This window comes from Stenotrophomonas sp. STEN009, from assembly GCF_056760395.1.
This window is the reverse complement of the sequence record NZ_JBRRES010000020.1, coordinates 48,193-67,044: the sequence shown is the minus strand read 5'-3', so window position 1 is coordinate 67,044 and position 18,852 is coordinate 48,193. Positions and strand designations below refer to the sequence as shown.

The following is an 18,852-nucleotide window of genomic DNA, read 5'->3' as shown; positions in this document are numbered from 1 at the left end:
TTCAGCGGCAGGCCTCGAACACGGCATCGTCCCACTGCCTGCGCTGGACGAAATCCGCCCGGCGCGTTCTGGCCAGCGCCTCCGTGCGCATCCTGCGCGCCCGTGCACAGGCCGCAGCATCCGCACTGATCGGAATCAACGCCCCCTGTGCACGACCCGATCGCCGCGTCGGCCTGCGTCCACCGTTACCCGTGGGGGTCGCCTCGGCGGTGAGCGGCGCACTGCCGCGCGGCAGCGACTGCTCGGCGGGCACTTCCCAGCGCCACTCCGCCTGCCCCTGGCAAGGCGTCTGCTGGTACAGCGCACGCCCGCCGTCCGTGCACTTGTAGACCTGGGTCTGCGCCGCTGCGGATGTCGCCAACAGCATGGCCAGCAGCCCCCATCCCGGCAGAGTCCTCATCTTCACCCCCTCCCACGACCAGCACTCATGGTCGGTACGACGAGCGCCGCGCGCCAGAGCGATCCGCGTCACATCCGTGCTCATCCAGCACAGCCGTGCAAGCCACTGCATCACCTCTGCGCTGTACTGCCACAGGCGACGGCCACCTTCGCCGCCGCCGTCCTTCCCTTCCGCCAAGGAAACCGCAATGAGCAACTACATCACCGTCAACGACGGCGCCCGCATCTTCTACAAGGACTGGGGCACCGGGCAACCGGTCGTTTTCGCGCACGGCTGGCCACTGTCCTCAGACGCCTGGGACCCGCAGATGCTGTTCATGGGCCAGAACGGCTTCCGCGTGATCGCCCACGACCGGCGCAGCCACGGTCGTTCCAGCCAAACCTGGGACGGCAACGACATGGACACCTACGCCGACGACCTGGCCGCGGTGATCGACGCATTGGACCTGAAGGACGCCATCCTGGTCGGCCACTCCACCGGTGGTGGCGAGGTGGCCCACTACATCGGCCGCCATGGCAGCGCGCGCGTGGCGAAGGTGGTGCTGGTCGGTGCGGTACCGCCACTGATGCTGAAGACCGCGGGCAACCCGGCCGGAACGCCACTGGAGGTCTTCGACGGCATCCGCAAGGGCACCGGCGGTGATCGTTCGCAGTTCTTCCAGGACCTGGCCACGCCCTTCTTCGGCGCCAACCGTGACGGCAACACGGTCACCCAGGGCATGCGCGATTCGTTCTGGCTGCAGGGCATGCTGGGCGGTGTGAAGGGCCAGTACGACTGCATCCATGAATTCTCGGAAGTCGACTACACCGCAGATCTGCAGAAGATCGACGTGCCGGCATGGGTCGTGCACGGTGACGACGACCAGATCGTCCCCTTCGATGCGTCGGCCAAGCTGTCCTCGCAGATCATCAAGGACGCCGAACTGACGGTCTACCCCGGCGCGCCGCACGGCCTGACCGTCACCCATGCCGATCGCTTCAACGCCGACCTGCTGGCGTTCGCCCGCAAATGATGTCCCGCGGCGGCGCCCCACTGCGCCGCAGCTCCTGCGGGGTAGCGACGGGTATTGCCCGGCGAACGTATCCAGCATCCGCCGGGCATGGCCCGGCGCTACCTGTCAGATATCGCTGTGATGGTGCGGTACCGCCGTGGGCAACGGGTCATGCCCGCCGACGAAATGACGTACCACCGGCGCGCGTTCACCACGGTGCAGGGCACGCAGCACTTCCTGGATCGCCTTGTCGTCGGCCGTAATGCGCTCGTGCTGGCGCAGGTGCTCCAGCCAGGACGGGGTCACGAAATACTCCAGATGGATGCCCGGGCTGGCCACATCTTCGACCACGCCCCACACCACCGCACCGTCGCGGCGCCGGACCGTGCCCAGCGCGCGCATCTGCGCCTGGAACGATGCACGGTCGGCGGCATCGATGCGGTATTCGATCGTCACCAGCACCGGCCCGCGATCGTTGGAGACCGGCACCGACAGTTCCGGCGCCGGCCAATGACCCGCAGGGCGCAGGTTGAGATCTTCGGTGCCAGCGATTCGCACCCTCCACACCAGCAGCCCGCCGATGACCGCGCCTGCTGCCGCAACCAGCAGCGCCAGTTCCGGCGATGTTCGCTGCGCCAGCGCGCCCCAGCATAGGCCGCCGGCGGCCATGCCTGCCGAGAACACCATGATGTACAGCGCCAGCGCTCGTGCCCTCACCCACGCCGGAACCGCCGTCTGTGCGGCGATCTGCAACGAGGACAGCACCGTGATCCAGGCAAAACCGTTAACCAGCATCACCACCGGCAGCAGGTACCAGCTGCGGGTCAGCGCCAGTCCAACCAAGCTCAGTGCCAGCGCCAGCGTCGCCAGCAACACCAGCAGATCGCGGTCCAGCTGTGCGCGCAATCTAGGCAGCAGCAGCGCCCCGGCAACCGCGCCGATGCCGATGCAGCCCAGCAGCATGCCGTACTGCCCTGCACCGCCATGCATCTGCCCTCGCACCACCACCGGCAACAATGCGTTCATCGCCGCAGCGAAGAAGAAAAAGCCGACCGATTTGATCAGCACCGCCTGCAGACGCCCGGCGCGGCTGGCATAGCGCAGTCCGGCCTTCAGTCCGGCACCGAAGCCTTCCGGCGGCAGGCTCGATGCCTTCGGGTCACGCTTCCAGCCCCAGACCACGAACAGCATCGCAGCGAAGGTGATGGCATTGAAGCCAAAGGCCCACACGGCTCCCAGCTGGGCGACGATCAGGCCACCGACAGCAGGCCCGATCGAACGGGCGATGTTGATGCCGATCGAATTCAGCGCCACTGCCGACGGCAGCATCGGCTGCGGAACCAGCTCGGAGACGATCGCTGCCTGCGCCGGCATCGCCATCGCCGCGCCACATCCCATGCAGAACGTGAGCAGCACCAGCAGCTGCGGCGTCAGCATGCCGAGCGAGGTCAGCACCGCCATCAAGGCCGCCACTGCCAGCATCCATCCCTGGGTGGCCAGCAGGTACGTGCGGCGATCGACGATGTCGGCCAGGGTTCCTGCGGCCAGTGCCAGCAGCACGATCGGTACGGTTGTGGCTGACTGCACCAGGGCCACCATCAACGGTGATCCTGTGCGTTCGGCCATCACCCAGGCCGCGGCCACGTCATTGACCCACGTACCGATGTTGCTGGCCAGGATCGCCAGCCAGATCGAGCGGAACATGCGGATCTTCAGCGGGGACCAGGCACCTGCGGCCGGTGCGGGAGGTTGCGATGTGCGTGCATTCACCATTGCCATGCTCCAACGATCGAGGCGAACAACGTGTCCTGGCCACCGGCCTGCGTCAGCGCAGGACCGGCATCGACCCAGGCCAGCTGCAGCTGCCACTGCCAGTGTGCACTGGCCTGCCAGCGGGTTTCGGATTTGTACTGGCGGCCGATCCTGCGCGCGCCGCCTGCGCTGCCGGGCAACGCCACCAGCGGTGCGGGCGTGGTGTACACCGCATCGGCGCGGCGGTGCTTCCAGGCCATCTGCATGCCCAGTTCAGTGGTGACGGATTCGTGCAACCGCAGTGTGAGGGTTGGCTGCACGTCCATCAGGTTCGCCGGCGCCAGCAGGCTGGCTTCGCTGAAGTAGACCGATTTCGGGAACAGGGCATTGAAGGTGCCCAGCCGGGCGTCGTTCCGGCGGCCATCACCACTGGCGATGTCGGCCTTCAGTCCCAGCCGTGGCTGCAAGGGCAGTTGCGGCCAACGCCAACCGGTATCGGTGGCCAGCGTCCACGCGCGGATATCAAGCTGCTCGCTGGTGGTCCGCAGCTCACCGCCCTGCACGACCAGCTCGCTGTTCCAGTCCAACGATCCGGCCTGGCCGAACCAGCGCGCCCCGAGAGTCTGCCGGCGCTCGATGCCGGCGCCTGCCGCGAAGCGGGCGTCCTCCCGGCGATAGTCCAGCAGATAGAGGTCCCACTGGCCCGGACCCTGGCCTGGCGCCGTGGTTGCATAGGCACCCCACAGATGCGCACCGCGTTCGCCACGGTCATCGAACGCACCCGGCCGGTTCTCCACCGGACGCAGTGCCATCAGTTCCAGCACGCCCAGTCCGCCCTGCCATCCGACCCTGGCACCATCGAAGGCCAGGCGGATATTCGGCCCGTCGCGCACCGACAGCAGGCGCGAGCTGCCATGGCCCGCCTCCTGCCGCCCGAGCTGCACATGCAGGCCGTCGCGCTGCCAGCGCCAGTACGCCTGCTGCACATCCAGCGCACCCCGATCGGTCCTGCCAGGTCCACCGGCCCTCCCACGCTCCCCGTGCACGCCCAGCTGCAGCATCGCCTTCCAGTCGCGTTCACCGTAGGTGGCCGACGCCAATGCGCGAAGCAGGCCGTAGCCATCCTCGCCGCCGCCGATACCGAAGCGGGTCGGGTCGTAGTACATGCCGCGCAGACGCATCGAGGCATCCCACTGCAACGTGCCGTCAGCGGCATCGCTGCAGTAGCCCCCCTCGCAGGCGAGCGCAAGGGACGGCGCGGCCAGCAGGGCGAGGCTCAGAATGCGAAGCACGAGCATCCCATCGCACCCCAGAATGCGGTCAGATCATTGCTGGGTGCTGCATGGCGCGCGGCATGGTCGTGTGCACCGTGGGTCCTGCAGGCCGCACCATGGTGATGGTGATGCGCCTTCGCCAGGCCGGTGGCCGCGCCGCTCACGTGATACCCCCCGAACCGGTTGACCGGCGACCAGTCCGGCATCGCCGGCGGCAGCTGCGGCGCCAGTCCGGCATAGTCTTCGCCGGCATGCACGATGCGGCCACCGACCACGGTAAGCACGCTGGTGATGTCGGCGATGCGGGCATCTTCGACGCGGAAGAAATCGGCCGAGAGCAGGATGAAATCGGCCAACTGGCCTTCCCTCAAGGTGCCCTTCACCGCTTCATCGCCGGAGAACCATGCGCTGCCCTGCGTCCACAGGCGCAAGGCCTGCTCGCGCTCCAGCAGGTTCTCCTCCCCATACAGCGCCAGGCCGCCGACGGTGCGCCCGGTGACCAGCCACGACAGCGCGACCCAGGGGTTGTAGCTGGCCACGCGGGTGGCGTCGGTGCCGGCGCCGACCGGCACGCCTTCGGCCAGCATGCGCTTCACCGGCGGCGTGTGCCGTGCCGCCTGCACGCCATAGCGTTCGACGAACGCTTCGCCCTGGTAGGCCATGCGGTGCTGTACCGCAATGCCTCCACCCAGTGCCCGGATCCGCTCGATGTTGCGCGGGGTGATGGTCTCGGCGTGATCGATGAACCAGTGCAGTCCATCGAACGGTACTTCGCGGTTGACCTGCTCATAGACATCGAGGATGCGGCCGATGCTCTCGTCATAGGTCGCGTGGATGCGGAACGGCCAGCGCTTCTGCACCAGCAGCTTCACCACATCATGCAGCTCCGGCTCCAGTTCCGGCGGCAGCTCGGGGCGTGGTTCGCTGAACAGCTCGAAGTCCGCTGCCGAGAACACCAGCATCTCGCCGGCGCCGTTGTGGCGCAGCAGATCATCGCCCTGGCGGGGCTGCAGGATCTCACTCCAGCCACGGAAGTCATCCACTTCCTTGCCTTTGTTCTGCGTGAACAGGTTGTAGGCGATACGCACGGTCAGCTGGTCGTCGCGGTGCAGCTGCTCGATGACCTGGTAGTCCTCGGGATAGTTCTGGAAGCCTCCCCCGGCATCGATCACCGAGGTGATGCCGAGCCGGTTCAACTCGCGCATGAAGTGACGGGTGGAGTTGGCCTGGTATTCGACCGGCAGGCGTGGCCCCTTGGCCAGCGTCGCATACAGAATCAACGCATTGGGCTTGGCCAGCAGCAGGCCGGTGGGGTTGCCCAGCGAATCGCGCACGATCTGGCCACCGGGCGGGTCCGGCGTTTCGCGGGTGTAGCCGCATGCACGCAGCGCCGCCCCGTTGAGCAGCGCGCGGTCATACAGGTGCAGCAGGAACACCGGCGTATCCGGTGCGATCTGGTTGAGCTCCTGCAGGGTCGGCAGGCGCTTCTCGTGGAACTGGGCGGCGGTGAAGCCCCCCACCACGCGCACCCATTGCGGCGCCGGGGTGCGATCGACCTGTGCCTTGAGCATGGCCATTGCATCGGCCAGCGAACGCAGCCCGTCCCAGCGCAGCTCCAGGTTGTAGTTCAGGCCACCACGGATGAGGTGGGTGTGACTGTCGTTGAGGCCGGGCACCAGTCGCCTGCCCTGCGCGTCGATGAGCGTGGCTTCGGCTCCCCAACCACGCATGATCTCTTCATCGCTGCCTACGGCGATGATGCGCCCTTCCTGTACGGCCAGCGCCTGTGCATGCGGACGGTGTGGATCGAGCGTGGTGATGCGGGCGTTGCGGATGACCAGTGTGTGCATGCGGCGCTCCTTGGGGGCGGAATCGAGGGCGGCGCCGGCCTGTCCGGCAAGGCCCAGCGCCACGGCAGCGCCGGTGCCCAGTACGACGCTGCGGCGGCCGGGATCGAGTGGCTCATGGTTCATGCGATGTCTCCGGGAAATACGGGGCTGTCCAGCGCCCAGGCTCCCGGCCCGGCCAGCGCGATGGCCAGCAGAACGAGGGTCCACATCAGGGGGTACTCGGCGCCGGCGCGCATCCAGAACCAGCCCTTGGGCACGGCCAGCAGCACGGTGAAGCCGATGAACGCCGCTGCGGCCAGCGCAGCGATGCGTGTCTGCCAGCCCAGCAGTACGGCCATTCCGGACAGCACCTGCAGCCCGGCCAGCAGCAATGGCAGAGGCGCGGCCGACGGCAGGCCGAAGCCACGCAGTTCGCCCGCAAAGCCGCCCAGGCCAGGGCCACCGAACCAGCCGAACAGCTTGCCCAGCGCGTGGGGCAGCAGGAAGCCGCCCGCCGCCACGCGCAGGATCAGCAGCGCCAGGTCGAGCCCCGGATCCATGGTCAGTGCCCGCCTTCCTGGGCGCCGAACATGGTCTTGGCGTACTGGATGCCGATGCCGTAACCGCCCGCGTGATCACGGGCGATTCCGGTGGTCAGGCCATAGGTCTCGCCGCGCGCCCAGTCGCGCTGCAGCTCCAGCAGGTACTGCACGCTGGTCATCGGCACCGCACCGGCCTGCACCATGCGGGCGATCGCCCGCTCATGTGCTTCCACGCTGACATCGCCGCAGGCGTCGGTGATCACGTACACCTGGAAACCCTGCTCCAGCGCTGACAGCGCAGGCCCCACGATGCACACGCTGGTCCACAGCCCGGCCATCACCAGGCGACGCCTGCCGATGCGATTGATCTCATCGATCACCGGCTGGTCTTCCCAGGTGTTCATCGAGGTGCGATCGAACACCTTCTGCCCGGGGAAGATCACCGGCAGCTCCGGAAACATCGGGCCGGAGAACGAGGTCTCCGCGACCGTGGTCAGCACCACGGGCACATTGAAACCCTGCGCGCCCTTGCTGATCAGCGCGACGTTGTTGCGCAGCGCCGAGATGTCGATCGTGTGGGTTGCAAATGCCATCTGCGACTGGAAATCAATCAGGACCAGTGCGTGATCGGTGGGCGATAGCAGGCCTTTGGCAGGAATTGCGGTAGCGAGGCTCATGGATGGACTCCGTTGCGAACAAGGGCAGGGGGAAGGGACAGGGCTGCATCTCCAGCCAGGTACTGGCCGGGGCTGCAGCCGGTCTCCGCGCGGAAGCTGCGGACGAAATGGCTCTGGTCGAAGAAGCCCAGCTGCTGCGCCAGGCAGGACATCGGCAGTTGCACGACGGGCAGCAGCTGACGGGCACGCTCGATACGGCGGCGGCGCACGTAGCGCAGTGGGCTCGCGCCGGTTCCGGTGCGGAACAGCCGCACCAGATGGAAGCGGCTCACGCAGGCCGCGTCAGCCAGCTCGGTGACCCGCATCGGCTGTGACAGATGTTCATCGATGTAATGCAGCGCACGCTGCAGAGCGGCAGCCTGCCGGGGCGGCAGCGCCGCGACGGTCGGAACAGGGCGGGATACGGTAGCCATGGAGGGGTGCCACGACGGGGTGCCCCATGGTGCGGGGCGCCGGCACGATGCCCTACCCCCGACGGACGAGGGCAGCACCTACCCGAATGGGGGAGACCGTCGCTCCAGCACACGTCGTCCGAACAGCCGCGCGTCCAGCGAGTAGGCACCCGGCCCAAGTGCCAGCAGGGCCAACGGCAGCAACGCCAGGGCCCACGGCACGGACTGCCAGAACAGGCACGGCACGGCCAGCAGCGCCGACAGCGGCGTCAGCACCCCCAGCAGCAGCGACAGGGCGACCAGCAGGCAGGCAGCCGTCAGCCAGCCCGCGTCGGACGGGCGCACGCACAGCGCTGCGACCACGCACAGCCGCAGCCACAACAGGCCGGCGCCGGGACCGCGGTCAGGAAACATCACGAACAGGCGCTGCATGGAGAGTCTCTGTGGTCCATGCCGGCGTGATAGCCGAGTGCCGCGGCAGGCGCCTACCCCGTTCGGGTCACCCCGCACTGCCCCGCACCTGCGAGAATGCGCTGCATGCATGGCTGCCCCTTCCCTTCCCTGCGTCGCCTGACGGCGTTGCTGATGTGCCTGCTGCTGTGCATCGCCCTGCCCGCCCACGCCGTGCAGCGCCCGGCAGTGAGCAGCGGGCTGCCCGGCTACGAGCACACCGCCTGGCGGGTGGGACAGGGCGCACCCGGCGATATCTGGGACATCGCCCAGGATCGCGACGGCCTGCTCTGGCTGGCCACCGGCTCCGGGCTGTACCGCTTCGACGGGCGTCGCTTCGAGCGGCAGCCCGCACCGCCCGGCAGCCGATTTCCCTCCACCAACATGGTCACCCTGGTGCCCGGCGATGGCGATGCGCTGTGGATCGGCTATTTCCAGGCGGGCATCAGCCAGTTCGCCAATGGCCAGCTGCGCAACTTCGGGCGCGCGGAAGGGGTTCCGGTCGGCGTGGTGCCGCGCTTCAGCCGCGACCAGCAGGGACGCCGCTGGGCCGCCATCAACGGCGGGCTGCGCTGGTTCGACGGCAAGCGCTGGCGGCCGCCACCGGCCAGCGCAGGCCTGCCCGAGCGGCGCGTGCAGTGGGTCCTGCAGGACAGCCGCAATACCTTCTGGGTGCTGGCCGACCTGAAGATCTGGAAACGCGCGCCGGGTGCCGTCCGCTTCGAGGACACCGGCATCGCTGTCTCGCAGATGGCCACGTTGGTGGAGAGCCCGCTGGGCGAGGTGTGGCTGGCCGACCGCGTGCGCGGCACCTCGCCGCTGGCCAACGCGGAGGGTGTGCTGCCACAGCACGAGCGCGAGGCACGCCGCCTGCCGGAGCTGGTCGCTGCGCGGCTGCAGTTCACCGCTGATGGCGCGCTGTGGGCGACGATGAGCCCGCACGGTGGGGTCGCCAGGGTCACGTTCGATGGCAGGCGCGCCGTGCGCATGGAACGTTTCGATTCACCGGATGGCCTGACCGCGACGTCGGCCGTGCCGATCATGGCCGACCGCGAAGGCAATATCTGGGTCGGCACCAATCTCGGCCTCAACCGCTTCCGCGCGCGCAGCGTGAAAACGCTGTCGGCCGGTCCTGCCGATCCGTATCGCTCGCTGGTCCGTGCCAGCGATGGCCGCGTGTATGGCTACGGCGAGGACCTGGCACCTTATGACCTGCGCCGGGAGCTGCTCGACGGCAGTGGCGCGCAACTGAAAGCCGCTGCACGCGGCGCGCCGACGCCGATCTGGCAATTCGACTGGGTCAATCTCGCGCGCACGCGTAACGGCCGGACCGCACGGATCGCACTGCCGGCGCCGTTCACCGGCCAGCCACTGCACGCGCTGCTGTTTCCCGATGACGAGCAGGCCTGGGTCTGTACCGGCGAGCGCGGCGTGCTGCATTACGCGCAGGGCCGTTGGCAGCGCGAACCGCGCCTGCCCGAGCAGGCCTGTTCCTCCCTGGCAATGGACGACAACGGCCAGCTGCTGCTGGGGTATGCCGATGGACGCCTGCGTCATCTGGGTGATAGCACGATCGAGACCTTCGGTGCCGCGCAGGGGCTGTCAGTGGGGCCGGTGACTGCCCTGCTGCAGCAGCGCGATCTGTTGCTGGTCGCCGGCGAATCGGGCCTGGCCGCACGCCTGGGCGGCGGACGTTTCATGCCGGTACGCACCGACCTTGCGGGCGTGCTCGAAGGCATCACCGGCATGGTGGCCGATGCACAGGGCCGGCTCTGGCTCAACGGCAGCCGCGGCCTGGTGCGTCTGGACAGCGCGCATCTGCGGCACGCGCTGCGCGCCGGCCTGCCGGTGACGCCGCGGCTGTTCGATGCCGTGGACGGCATGCCGGGCGTCGCCCTGCAGAGCGGTCCGATCTCCACGGCGGTGCTGGCCGGTGACGGGCTGCTCTGGCTGGCCACCAACCAGGGCCTGGCATGGCTGGACACGACCCACGCGCACGTCAACAGCATGGCGCCGAGCGTCCGCATCGGCGATGTGCTGTACGGCAACGTGCACGAACCACTGCGTGACAATATGCGCCTGCCCGCTGGTACCACCCAGCTGCAGATCGACTACGTGGCCCTTTCACTGGCCCGGCCCGAACGCAACCGCTACCGCTATCGACTGTCGGGTGTCGACGAGGACTGGCAGGACGCCGGCAGCAGCACCCGCGCCTACTACACCAACCTGGCCCCCGGCAGCTACCGCTTCGAGGTGGAGGCCGCCAACGAAGACGGCATCTGGAGCCGGGTGCCGGCGCATCGCAGCTTCCGCATCGCACCGACCTTCATGCAGACGGTCTGGTTCAAGCTGCTGTGCGCGCTGCTGGTGCTGGCGGTGCTGGTGATGGCCGTACGGATCCGCAGCGGACAGCTGGCCGCGCTGTTCCGGGCCCGGCTGCAGGAGCGCAACGGCGAACGCGAGCGCATCGCCCGTGACCTGCATGACACGCTGCTGCAGGGCAGCCAGGGCCTGATCCTGCGCCTGCACGCGATCAGCCAGTCACCACAGACACCGGAAACCGTGCGCAGCCAGCTGGAATCGGCGATGCAGCTGGCCGAACGCAATCTGGCCGAGGGCCGCGAACGGGTCAACGCCCTGCGCGACGGTCCCTTCGCGGGTCGTGATCTGGCCTCGGCCCTGGCCGATGTGCACGCTGAGTACGCCGGCCAGGGCACCAACCCACTGCGCCTGACCGTGGAAGGCACCGCGCCCCGCCTGCAGCCGGATGCTGCCGAGGAAGTGTTCCTGATCGGCCGCGAGGCGATCCGCAATGCACTGCGGCATGCGCAGGCCAGCGCCATCGAGGTCGAGCTGTCCTACGGTGCCCGCTGCTTCCTGCTGCATGTCCGCGATGACGGCGTTGGCATTGCCGACGACCATGCCGGTGCCGGCCACTGGGGGCTGCAGGGCATGCGCGAGCGCGCGCAGCGGCTGGGCGCGGCGCTGAAGCTGTGGACGCGGCCCGGCCTGGGCACCGAAGTGGCGCTGTCGGTCCCCGCGCGCCGCCTCTATCACCGAAGGCCGTCGCGCTGGCGCTGGCCCTGGAGCAGACCTGACCATGACTGAGCTCTCCCCTCCCATCGGCGTGCTGGTGGTCGATGACCACCCGCTGCTGCGCGACGGCCTGGCGGCCCTGCTCGGCGCCCAGCCGGACCTGCGGCTGCTGGGCGAAGCTGCCGACGGTGAAGAAGCCATCGCGCAGTACCAGCATCTGCAACCGGACGTGGTGCTGATGGACCTGCAGATGCCCCGGCTGGACGGTGTCGAGGCCATCATGCGGATCCGCGCGCTCGACCCGCGTGCCCGCATCATCGTGCTGACCACCTACCGCGGCGACGTGCGCGCGGTGCGCGCCCTGCAGGCCGGTGCCAGCGCCTACCTGCTCAAGGACATGCTGCGCCATGAACTGATCGATACCATCCGCATGGTGGCCGGTGGTCGCCGTGCGCCTATTCCACCCGCGGTGGCCGCCAGCATCGCCGCGCACGTGGTGGAGGACCGGCTGTCGCCGCGCGAAACCGAGGTGCTGCGGCATGTTGCCGGCGGACTCTCGAACAAGCGCATCGGCGAACGCATGCAGATCTCGGAGCAGACGGTGAAAGCGCACATGAAGAGCCTGATGGACAAGCTGGGCGTCGGCGACCGCACCCATGCGGTCACCCAGGCCCTGCGCCGCGGCATCATCAGCCTGGACGACAGCGGCCACGATTGACGCGCGGCTGCGCGCGCAGCGCTCAGCGCAGGCGAATCAGCAGGCTGCCACCGGCACAGAGCGTCGCCAGCCATGCCACCCCATGCCACCCCCACTGCGCCAATGCCAGGCTGCCAAGTGCGCCTCCGGCCGCCATGCCGATGAACATGCCGGTGAACAGCACTGCATTGAGACGGCTGCGTGCGGCGGGCGCCAGGCCATACACCAGTGTCTGGTGGGCCACCAGGGCCGACTGGAAGCCGAAATCGAACAGCAGTGCGCTGGCCACCAGCAGCGGCAGCAGTGCCGCTGCGGGCAGCCACGATTCGGCGAGCAGCAGTGCAAAGCCAAGCAATGCCACCATGATCGCCAGGCGTGCCACTGCGGGGCTGCCCAGCCTGTCGGCGAAGCGACCGGCGAACGGCGCCGCCAGCGCGCCCGCCGCACCGGCAATACCGAAGGCGCCGGCGGCAGCACTGCCCAGTCCCAGACGCGCATGCAGCATCAGCGCCAGGGTTGACCAGAACGCGCTGAAACCCACCGCCAGCAACGACTGGCTCGCCACCGCCCGGCGCAGCTGCGGCTGCTCCCGCCACAGCGACAGCAACGAGCCCAGCAGCGCCGGATAGCGCAGGGTGCTGGTGGGTGCGAAGCGGGGCAGTGCACGCGCCATCACCACCCCCATCGCCGCCACGGACACGGCCGCCAGCACGAACTGGGTGCGCCAGCCCCAGGCCTCGGCCACCATCCCGCTGACCACGCGCGACAGCAGGATGCCCAGCAGCAGACCGGTCATCACCCGTCCGACCACCTGCCCGCGTTGCGCATCCGGAGCCAGCGCCGCAGCGGCAGGCACGATGTCCTGGGCCAGCGTTGCCATCAACCCGACCAGCAGGCTGGCCATCAGCAGGCCCGGCAGGTGCCCCGCCCCGGCCGCTGCGGCAAGTGCAACCGACAGCAGCGCGGACTTCAGCAGGATCAGCGACCGGCGGTCGAAACGATCCCCCAAGGGCGCCAGCAGCAGGATGCCCAGCGCATAGCCGAGCTGGGTCAGGGTCGGCACCAGACCTGCCGCGCGCTCGCCCGCGGACAGGTCCTGGGCGATCAGTCCCAGCATCGGCTGGCTGTAATAGAGCGATGCCACCGAAAACCCGGCACCGGCCGCCATCGCCAGTACCAGGGAGGTGGAAGGAGCCACGACCGGCGGGGCGGTCACGGAAAGCGTGGGGGTGGACATCAGCAACTCCAGTCAGGGAACGGGAGGTAGCCTGCGCCTATTCGCCTCACGTCTGTAGTAGGATCAAATGAATACTTTTCATACATGGTGCGTATGATGGACATGGCCCCGGGCGCCGACCGGCTCGACCTGCTGCGCACCTTCCTGCGCATCGTCGACGCCGGCAGCCTGTCTGCCGCCGCCGTGCAGCTGGGTACCACCCAGCCCACCGTGAGCCGCCGCCTGCAGGCACTGGAACGGCAACTGGGCCTGCGACTGCTGCACCGGTCCACGCATGGTCTGCAGCTGACCGAGGAGGGCATGCGCTGCCAGCGGCACGCGCAGCGGGTGGTGGAAGAATGGGAAACGCTCCAGGCCGAACTGCAGGGACAACCCGACGTGCTGCGTGGGCGCCTGCGTGTGATGGTGCCGCATGCGTTTGGACAGGCACAGCTGCTGCCGACCATGCTCGCCTTCCTCGCCCGGCATCCACAGTTGAGCCTGGAGTGGATCCTCGAAGACCGGCGCCCGGACTTCATTGCCGAGGGCGTCGACTGTGCGGTGCGGGTCGGCCCGGTGGACGAGCCACGCATGGTCGCGCTGCCGCTGGCCGAAGTCCCACGCATCGTGGTCGCCGCGCCTTCGCTGGTCGATCCCGATGCGGTGACCACCGCTGCACAGGCGCAGGCATTGCCCTGGATCTCCCTCGTCACCTACTACCGCGAACGCCTGCTGCTGTACGACGCACGCGGGCGTCCGCACACACTGTCGATCACGCCGCGCCTGCTCAGTGACAACCTGTTCGTGGTCCAGCAGGCGGCGCGTGCGGGCCTGGGTGCGGCGGTGGTATCGGCCTGGCTGGTCGCCGAGGATCTGGCGCACGGCCGCCTGGTCCAGTTGTTGCCGGGCTGGGAAGCGCCGCCCCTGCCGGTGCATGTGGTGTTTCCTGCCGCGCGCCAGCAGCCGGCGCGGCTGCGCGCCTTCATCGATGCGATGAAGGCCGCCCTGCCGCAGCTGCATGGCATGCGGCCGACTCCCGGTCTCAGTTCAACCGCGCCTTGATCAACGGTCGCAGCAGGTAGTTCAGGACGCTGCGCTTGCCGGTCAGGATGTCCACATCCGCCACCATGCCGGGAATGATCGGCAGGGCCTCGCCGTGCCGCCGCAGCTGGCTGCCATCGGTGCGGATCAGCACCTGGTAGAACGATTCCTTGCCCCGCGGCGTATCCTCCTCGATGGTATCGGCACTGATCTGCTCGACGGTGCCGCTGAGTTCGCCGTAGATGGTGTAGTCATAGGCGGTGATCTTGACCTTGGCCGGCATGCCCGGCACCAGGAACGCGACGTCGCGCGGCTTGACGCGGGCTTCCACCAGCAGCCGTTCCTCCACCGGAATCACCTCCATGATCGGCTCGCCGGGAGGAATCACGCCACCGCGGGTATTGATCAGCACCGTGTTGACCCGCCCACGCACGGGCGACAGGATCTCGGTGCGCCGCAGCTGGTCCTGCCGCTGGTGAACGATCGGCTCCAGTGCGGACAACTCCGCCTTCAGCTTGGAGCGTTCGGTATAGGCTTCCTGGAAATAGGTGTTGCGCAACTCGCTGAGCTTGCCGGTCAACGTGGCGATTTCCTGGGTCAGCTTCAACTCTTCCATCTGGCTGACGGCGTTGCGCGCGACCAGCGGCCGCACGATCCGCAGCTGGTCGCGCGCGATCGACAGCTGCTGGCCGATGGCTGCCGAACTCTGCTGCAATGTCGCACGGCGGGACTGGTACAGCTCCCGCTCCGAACGTGCCAGCGCGCTCCCGGCTGGAATGTCGTCCGGGAACTCGATGGCACCTTTGCCCAGCACCTCCGCATCCAGTCGCGCGATTGCGGCCCGCAGCACCTGCGACTGGTTGGCCGATTCCTCGTAGTTGGTGCGGAAGTGGGTTTCCTCCAGCCGCACCAGCGGCTGGCCCACTTCGACCAGGTCTCCCTCCTTCACCAGCAGGCGATCGAGGATGCCGCCTTCCAGGCTCTGGATCTTCTGCATGCGGCTGTACGGCACCACCCTGCCCTCGCCACGGGTCACCTGGTCCAGCTGCGCAAGCGCGGCCCAGCCCACGGCGATGGCCACCGTCGCCAGCAGCACCCACAACAGCGGTCGGTACACGGGATGCGTGGACGCCAGCAGTGGATCCGCAAGCTCGCGCCGCAGTCGCTGCGAACGCTTCTGCCGCTCAACCATGATGTCCTCCTGCGACCGCGGCGATCGGCTGCACCTGGTTGCCCTGCACCACCTGCTCCAATGGGCCGTCCATGATGATCCTGCCGTTGCGCATCACCACGGCACGCTCGACGAGGGCCAGCATGCTGCGCTTGTGGGTGGTCAGTACCAGCGTGCGCTGGCCGAGCCAACGCTGCAGGAACTGGATGACATGGGTCTCGCTCTGCTGGTCGAAGGCGGCGGTGGGCTCATCCAGCAGCACGACAGGCGGATCCTGCAGGATCACCCGGGCCAGGCCGATGGCCTGGCGCTGGCCACCGGACAGGCTGCCGTTGCCCATCACCAGCTGGTCCAGCCCCAACGGATTGCCGCGCACGAAAGGCCCCATGCCCACCGCATCCAGCGCCTCCAGCAGCTCATCATCCCGCCAGGCGGCACCTTCCAGATTGAGGTTGTCGCGCAGGCTGCCATGGAACAGCGCCACGTCCTGCGGCAGATAACCAATGTTGCGTGCACGGTCACCGGGATCGATCTGTGCCAGCGCCACGTCGTCCAGCAACAGGCGTCCCTGCTGCGGCGTCACCAGTCCGGACAGCACGCGCAGCAGGCTGGACTTGCCCGCACCGTTGCCGCCCAGCAGCGCCACCCGCTGCCCAGGTGCGATGGACAGCGCATGCACGTCGACCACCCACGGCCCTTCGCCCAGCGCCAGGCGGACATCGTGCAGCTGGTAGGCACCCTGCAGGCGCGGCCGGTGCACGAAGCGGGCACCCTGTGGGCGCTCCTGCTCGGCGCCCATCAACTGGTCCAGCCCCTCCATGGCGACGCGGGTGTGCTGCCAGCGCCCCAGCACCGCCGCAACCTGCGCCAGCGGCGCGATCGCCCGCGATGACAGGATCGAGCACGCCACCAGTGCGCCCACGGTCATCGCACCGTCATTGATGCGGTAGACACCGAAGGCAACCACACCCACATACGCAAGCTGCTGCACCACGGCCGCGCCATGGCTGAGGCTGGCGGTGAGCGTACTTGTCTTCAACGCCGTTCCCGCCAGCTGCGCCGTCAGGCTTTCCCAGTGCTTCAGGCTGCGGCCTTCGGCACGCGTGGCCTTTACTGATTCCAGGTGTTCAAAGGCCTCCAGCAGCACGCTGTTCTTCATCGCCCCTTCGCGCAGATTCTGCCGCGACAGCTCACCCAGCCGGCGCTGCGCGAGCACGCCCGGCAGCACCATCAGGACACAGGCCACCACCGGCACCCAGACCACATGCCCACCGATCAGCGCGATCAGCAGCAGGAACACGAACACGAACGGCAGGTCGCTGAGCAGCGCAGCGGTGGACGAGGTGAAGAAATCACGCACGCCCTCAAACTCGCGCACCTGCGTACTGAATGCCCCCATCGACGCCGGCTTGGCGTTGATCCGGGTACCGAGCACGCGGGCGAACAGCAGCGTTCCCAGCTGCAGGTCCATGCGCTTGCCGAGCACATGCAGCAGCTGCCCGCGCAGGACGCGCAGCACCCCTTCGATGATGACCGCCAGGGCAACGCCACTGGCCAGCACCCACAGCGTGTCGAACGCTGCCACCGGCACCACCCGGTCATAGACCTGCATGGCGAATATCGCCGTCGCGATGGCCAGCAGGTTGGCCACGAATGCGGCGGCCCCCACCTCGACATAGGAGCGCCACAGCTGACGCAGTGGCCCGTAGAACCAGTGCTCGCCCCGGCCCGCGGCGAAATCGCCGACCCGGCCATCCGAGCGGAAGCGCGGTTTGGCGAACACTGCCGTACCACTGTACAGCGCCTGCAGTGCCTGCAGCGGCATGGCCTGTGTGCCACCCTCGGCCTGTGGCACCTCCACCTGCGCCTGGTCATCGCTGATCGCCGTCAACAACAGCGTGTTCCCATTGTTCAGCAGCAGCAGGACCGGCAGCAGATAGGCGTCGATGTCGGTCAGCTCGAAGGCCTCCACGCGCGCGTTCAGGTCCGCCCGCCGCAGCGCGCGTGGCACCCGCTGCAATGGCAGCCGCCCCTGCTCCAGAGCAATGCCGTCAACCAGCTCGGCAGCACCCAGTGGCCGGCCCAGCCGCTCGCACAGCAGCAGCAGGCCATCCTGCAGCGGGTCGCGCGGCGTGTTGCCGCTGCCGGTGGTAGTCGATTCAATGCGCGGCGTCTGCATGCGTCCTCCCTCCAAGCAACTCACCCAGCTGCCCGATCTGGGCGGCAGCGCGATAATCGATACGGACCCGCTCCATGCGCAGAGTTGCCAGCTGGCGTTCGGCCTCCATCCGCTCGCGCTGCACGCTGAGCAGATCGATGATGTCGCGGCGTCCGACCTGGAACTGGTCGTGATACAGGCCGCCGACGTGCGTGGACTCCTCCACCTGTTGCTGCAGCGCCTGCTCACGCAGTACCAGCGCATCGGCGTTGTCGAACAAGGTGCGCATCTTGCGCCGCAGATCACGGCGGGTGGCGTCGGCACTCCACTGCGCCGCCTCCAGTCGCTGCCGGGCCGCCGCCGGCCGCTGGAAATTGCTGAAGCCGCGCAGGACATCCATGCGCAGGCGCAGCGAAACCACCGAATCGTTCTCCATCTGCCCGCCGATCTCGCGGCGCAGCGCCGATGCCTCCACGTTGAGCTGTGGCTTCAATGCCGCGCGCGATTCGGCCAGCTCCGCCTCGGCTGCCGCGGCATCCTCGCGCGATTCCCGCAGCAGCGGCGCGGCCTCGATTGCTGCATCCAGGCCGTCACGCTGCCACGCCCGCCGTCCGGCAGGCAGGTCCGGCGCCTGCAGCGGGCCAGGATCCCGGCCCAGCAGCAGGGCCAGCTGGTTGTTGGCATCGCGCAACGCGCCTTCCTCGAACGCCAGCTGGTCCTGGCCGCGCGCGAACTCCAGCTGCGCGCGATCCAGCTCGGTGCGGTCGGCGTAGCCGCTGCCGCTGCGGTCGCGGGCCATGCCGCGGACGCCCTCGATCCGCTGCAGGAAGTCACGCACGGCCACCACTCTTTCGCGGGCGACCAGCACGTCCAGGTAGGTCTCGATGATATCCAGCGCCGCGTCGTCCCGGGCGACCTCCAGCGCTGCCAGATAGCGGCGCTGGGTCGCACTGGCGGCCTCGACCTGGCTGCGCGTCCGGCCCCAGTCGAACAGCATCTGCGACAGCGTGACGTCGTACACCATTTCGGACATGTGTCCGGCCTGCGGTCCGCCAGAGACCTGCAGTGCGGGAAAGTAGCCCCCCCGTGCGATTTTCACGTCGGTGCCTGCCCGTTCCGCTTCGCTCAGCGCCGCACGCACCCGGGGATGGATCGCCAGTCCGGTCTGCACAGCCTGCTCCACACTCATCGCACTGGCCCCCGCCGGCAGGCCGCACAGCAGGAGG

At 68.4% G+C, this 18,852-nt stretch carries 16 protein-coding genes; 4 read left to right on the top strand and 12 right to left on the bottom strand.

Annotated elements, in window-relative coordinates:
* Nucleotide 1: 1 nt before the first annotated feature.
* Nucleotides 2–400 carry a DUF4124 domain-containing protein gene (locus ACVOMM_RS11160; RefSeq protein WP_180875333.1) on the bottom strand — a complete coding sequence of 133 codons (399 nt, stop codon included), beginning with the start codon at nt 398–400 and terminating at the stop codon, nt 2–4.
* A gap of 187 nt (nt 401–587) precedes the next feature.
* On the opposite strand from ACVOMM_RS11160, the gene ACVOMM_RS11155 reads away from it, so the two are divergent.
* Nucleotides 588–1,412 carry an alpha/beta fold hydrolase gene (locus ACVOMM_RS11155; RefSeq protein ID WP_065175255.1) on the top strand — a complete coding sequence of 275 codons (825 nt, stop codon included), beginning with the start codon at nt 588–590 and terminating at the stop codon, nt 1,410–1,412.
* Between the two features lie 105 nt (nt 1,413–1,517).
* On the opposite strand, the gene ACVOMM_RS11150 is transcribed toward ACVOMM_RS11155, so the two are convergent.
* From ACVOMM_RS11150 to ACVOMM_RS11120, 7 genes are all read right to left on the bottom strand, one after another.
* Nucleotides 1,518–3,164 carry an MFS transporter gene (locus ACVOMM_RS11150; protein ID WP_065175256.1) on the bottom strand — a complete coding sequence of 549 codons (1,647 nt, stop codon included), beginning with the start codon at nt 3,162–3,164 and terminating at the stop codon, nt 1,518–1,520.
* A complete protein-coding gene (locus tag ACVOMM_RS11145) occupies nt 3,158–4,441 on the bottom strand; it encodes an alginate export family protein (protein WP_481526250.1) in 1,284 nt (427 codons plus the stop codon). The genes ACVOMM_RS11150 and ACVOMM_RS11145 overlap by 7 nt, the downstream gene beginning before the upstream one ends.
* Nucleotides 4,420–6,267 (bottom strand): amidohydrolase, encoded by a 1,848-nt coding sequence (locus ACVOMM_RS11140; protein WP_196768765.1) that lies wholly within the window; start codon nt 6,265–6,267, stop codon nt 4,420–4,422. Before ACVOMM_RS11140 ends, ACVOMM_RS11145 begins: the two co-directional genes overlap by 22 nt.
* Before the next feature lie 119 nt (nt 6,268–6,386).
* Nucleotides 6,387–6,806, bottom strand: coding sequence for a DoxX family protein (locus ACVOMM_RS11135; protein ID WP_128989507.1), 420 nt, complete (start codon nt 6,804–6,806; stop codon nt 6,387–6,389).
* A gap of 2 nt (nt 6,807–6,808) precedes the next feature.
* Nucleotides 6,809–7,465: a hydrolase gene (locus ACVOMM_RS11130; RefSeq protein ID WP_065175260.1), complete on the bottom strand. Its 657-nt coding sequence runs from the start codon at nt 7,463–7,465 to the stop codon at nt 6,809–6,811.
* Entirely contained in the window at nt 7,462–7,878 is a 417-nt protein-coding gene (locus ACVOMM_RS11125) for a helix-turn-helix transcriptional regulator (RefSeq protein ID WP_065175261.1), read from the bottom strand. The genes ACVOMM_RS11130 and ACVOMM_RS11125 overlap by 4 nt, the downstream gene beginning before the upstream one ends.
* 78 nt (nt 7,879–7,956) lie before the next feature.
* The gene (locus ACVOMM_RS11120; RefSeq protein ID WP_128989511.1) at nt 7,957–8,289 is read right to left on the bottom strand and encodes a hypothetical protein; all 333 of its coding nucleotides are present in this window, start codon (nt 8,287–8,289) and stop codon (nt 7,957–7,959) included.
* Between the two features lie 96 nt (nt 8,290–8,385).
* Between ACVOMM_RS11120 and ACVOMM_RS11115 the strand changes: the two genes are divergently transcribed.
* Nucleotides 8,386–11,415, top strand: coding sequence for a sensor histidine kinase (locus tag ACVOMM_RS11115; protein ID WP_481526249.1), 3,030 nt, complete (start codon nt 8,386–8,388; stop codon nt 11,413–11,415).
* Nucleotides 11,408–12,061, top strand: coding sequence for a response regulator (locus ACVOMM_RS11110; protein ID WP_065175264.1), 654 nt, complete (start codon nt 11,408–11,410; stop codon nt 12,059–12,061). The genes ACVOMM_RS11115 and ACVOMM_RS11110 overlap by 8 nt, the downstream gene beginning before the upstream one ends.
* 22 nt (nt 12,062–12,083) lie before the next feature.
* Here the strand turns inward: ACVOMM_RS11110 and ACVOMM_RS11105 are convergent, their stop codons facing one another.
* Complete coding sequence (locus ACVOMM_RS11105; RefSeq protein WP_065182965.1) at nt 12,084–13,277, bottom strand: MFS transporter; 1,194 nt, start codon at nt 13,275–13,277, stop codon at nt 12,084–12,086.
* Between the two features lie 93 nt (nt 13,278–13,370).
* Here ACVOMM_RS11105 and ACVOMM_RS11100 point away from each other — a divergent pair, with 93 nt between their 5' ends.
* Nucleotides 13,371–14,318: a LysR family transcriptional regulator gene (locus ACVOMM_RS11100; protein ID WP_065182966.1), complete on the top strand. Its 948-nt coding sequence runs from the start codon at nt 13,371–13,373 to the stop codon at nt 14,316–14,318.
* Here ACVOMM_RS11100 and ACVOMM_RS11095 read toward each other — a convergent pair.
* The 3 genes from ACVOMM_RS11095 to ACVOMM_RS11085 are packed head-to-tail and all read right to left on the bottom strand — an operon-like array spanning nt 14,299 to nt 18,797.
* Entirely contained in the window at nt 14,299–15,489 is a 1,191-nt protein-coding gene (locus ACVOMM_RS11095; RefSeq protein WP_005414746.1) for a beta-barrel domain-containing protein, read from the bottom strand. The genes ACVOMM_RS11100 and ACVOMM_RS11095 overlap by 20 nt on opposite strands.
* A complete protein-coding gene (locus ACVOMM_RS11090) occupies nt 15,482–17,647 on the bottom strand; it encodes a type I secretion system permease/ATPase (RefSeq protein WP_481526248.1) in 2,166 nt (721 codons plus the stop codon). Before ACVOMM_RS11090 ends, ACVOMM_RS11095 begins: the two co-directional genes overlap by 8 nt.
* Complete coding sequence (locus ACVOMM_RS11085; protein ID WP_319637168.1) at nt 17,628–18,797, bottom strand: TolC family protein; 1,170 nt, start codon at nt 18,795–18,797, stop codon at nt 17,628–17,630. The genes ACVOMM_RS11090 and ACVOMM_RS11085 overlap by 20 nt, the downstream gene beginning before the upstream one ends.
* Between the last annotated feature and the right edge of the window lie 55 nt (nt 18,798–18,852).

Bases quoted from the DNA above. Each gene is read 5' to 3' on its own strand.
- ACVOMM_RS11160 (WP_180875333.1), bottom strand. From the start codon at position 400: ATGAGGACTCTGCCGGGATGGGGGCTGCTGGCCATGCTGTTGGCGACA.
- ACVOMM_RS11155 (WP_065175255.1), top strand. From the start codon at position 588: ATGAGCAACTACATCACCGTCAACGACGGCGCCCGCATCTTCTACAAG.
- ACVOMM_RS11150 (WP_065175256.1), bottom strand. From the start codon at position 3,164: ATGGTGAATGCACGCACATCGCAACCTCCCGCACCGGCCGCAGGTGCC.
- ACVOMM_RS11145 (WP_481526250.1), bottom strand. From the start codon at position 4,441: ATGCTCGTGCTTCGCATTCTGAGCCTCGCCCTGCTGGCCGCGCCGTCC.
- ACVOMM_RS11140 (WP_196768765.1), bottom strand. From the start codon at position 6,267: ATGCACACACTGGTCATCCGCAACGCCCGCATCACCACGCTCGATCCA.
- ACVOMM_RS11135 (WP_128989507.1), bottom strand. From the start codon at position 6,806: ATGGATCCGGGGCTCGACCTGGCGCTGCTGATCCTGCGCGTGGCGGCG.
- ACVOMM_RS11130 (WP_065175260.1), bottom strand. From the start codon at position 7,465: ATGAGCCTCGCTACCGCAATTCCTGCCAAAGGCCTGCTATCGCCCACC.
- ACVOMM_RS11125 (WP_065175261.1), bottom strand. From the start codon at position 7,878: ATGGCTACCGTATCCCGCCCTGTTCCGACCGTCGCGGCGCTGCCGCCC.
- ACVOMM_RS11120 (WP_128989511.1), bottom strand. From the start codon at position 8,289: ATGCAGCGCCTGTTCGTGATGTTTCCTGACCGCGGTCCCGGCGCCGGC.
- ACVOMM_RS11115 (WP_481526249.1), top strand. From the start codon at position 8,386: ATGCGCTGCATGCATGGCTGCCCCTTCCCTTCCCTGCGTCGCCTGACG.
- ACVOMM_RS11110 (WP_065175264.1), top strand. From the start codon at position 11,408: ATGACTGAGCTCTCCCCTCCCATCGGCGTGCTGGTGGTCGATGACCAC.
- ACVOMM_RS11105 (WP_065182965.1), bottom strand. From the start codon at position 13,277: ATGTCCACCCCCACGCTTTCCGTGACCGCCCCGCCGGTCGTGGCTCCT.
- ACVOMM_RS11100 (WP_065182966.1), top strand. From the start codon at position 13,371: ATGATGGACATGGCCCCGGGCGCCGACCGGCTCGACCTGCTGCGCACC.
- ACVOMM_RS11095 (WP_005414746.1), bottom strand. From the start codon at position 15,489: ATGGTTGAGCGGCAGAAGCGTTCGCAGCGACTGCGGCGCGAGCTTGCG.
- ACVOMM_RS11090 (WP_481526248.1), bottom strand. From the start codon at position 17,647: ATGCAGACGCCGCGCATTGAATCGACTACCACCGGCAGCGGCAACACG.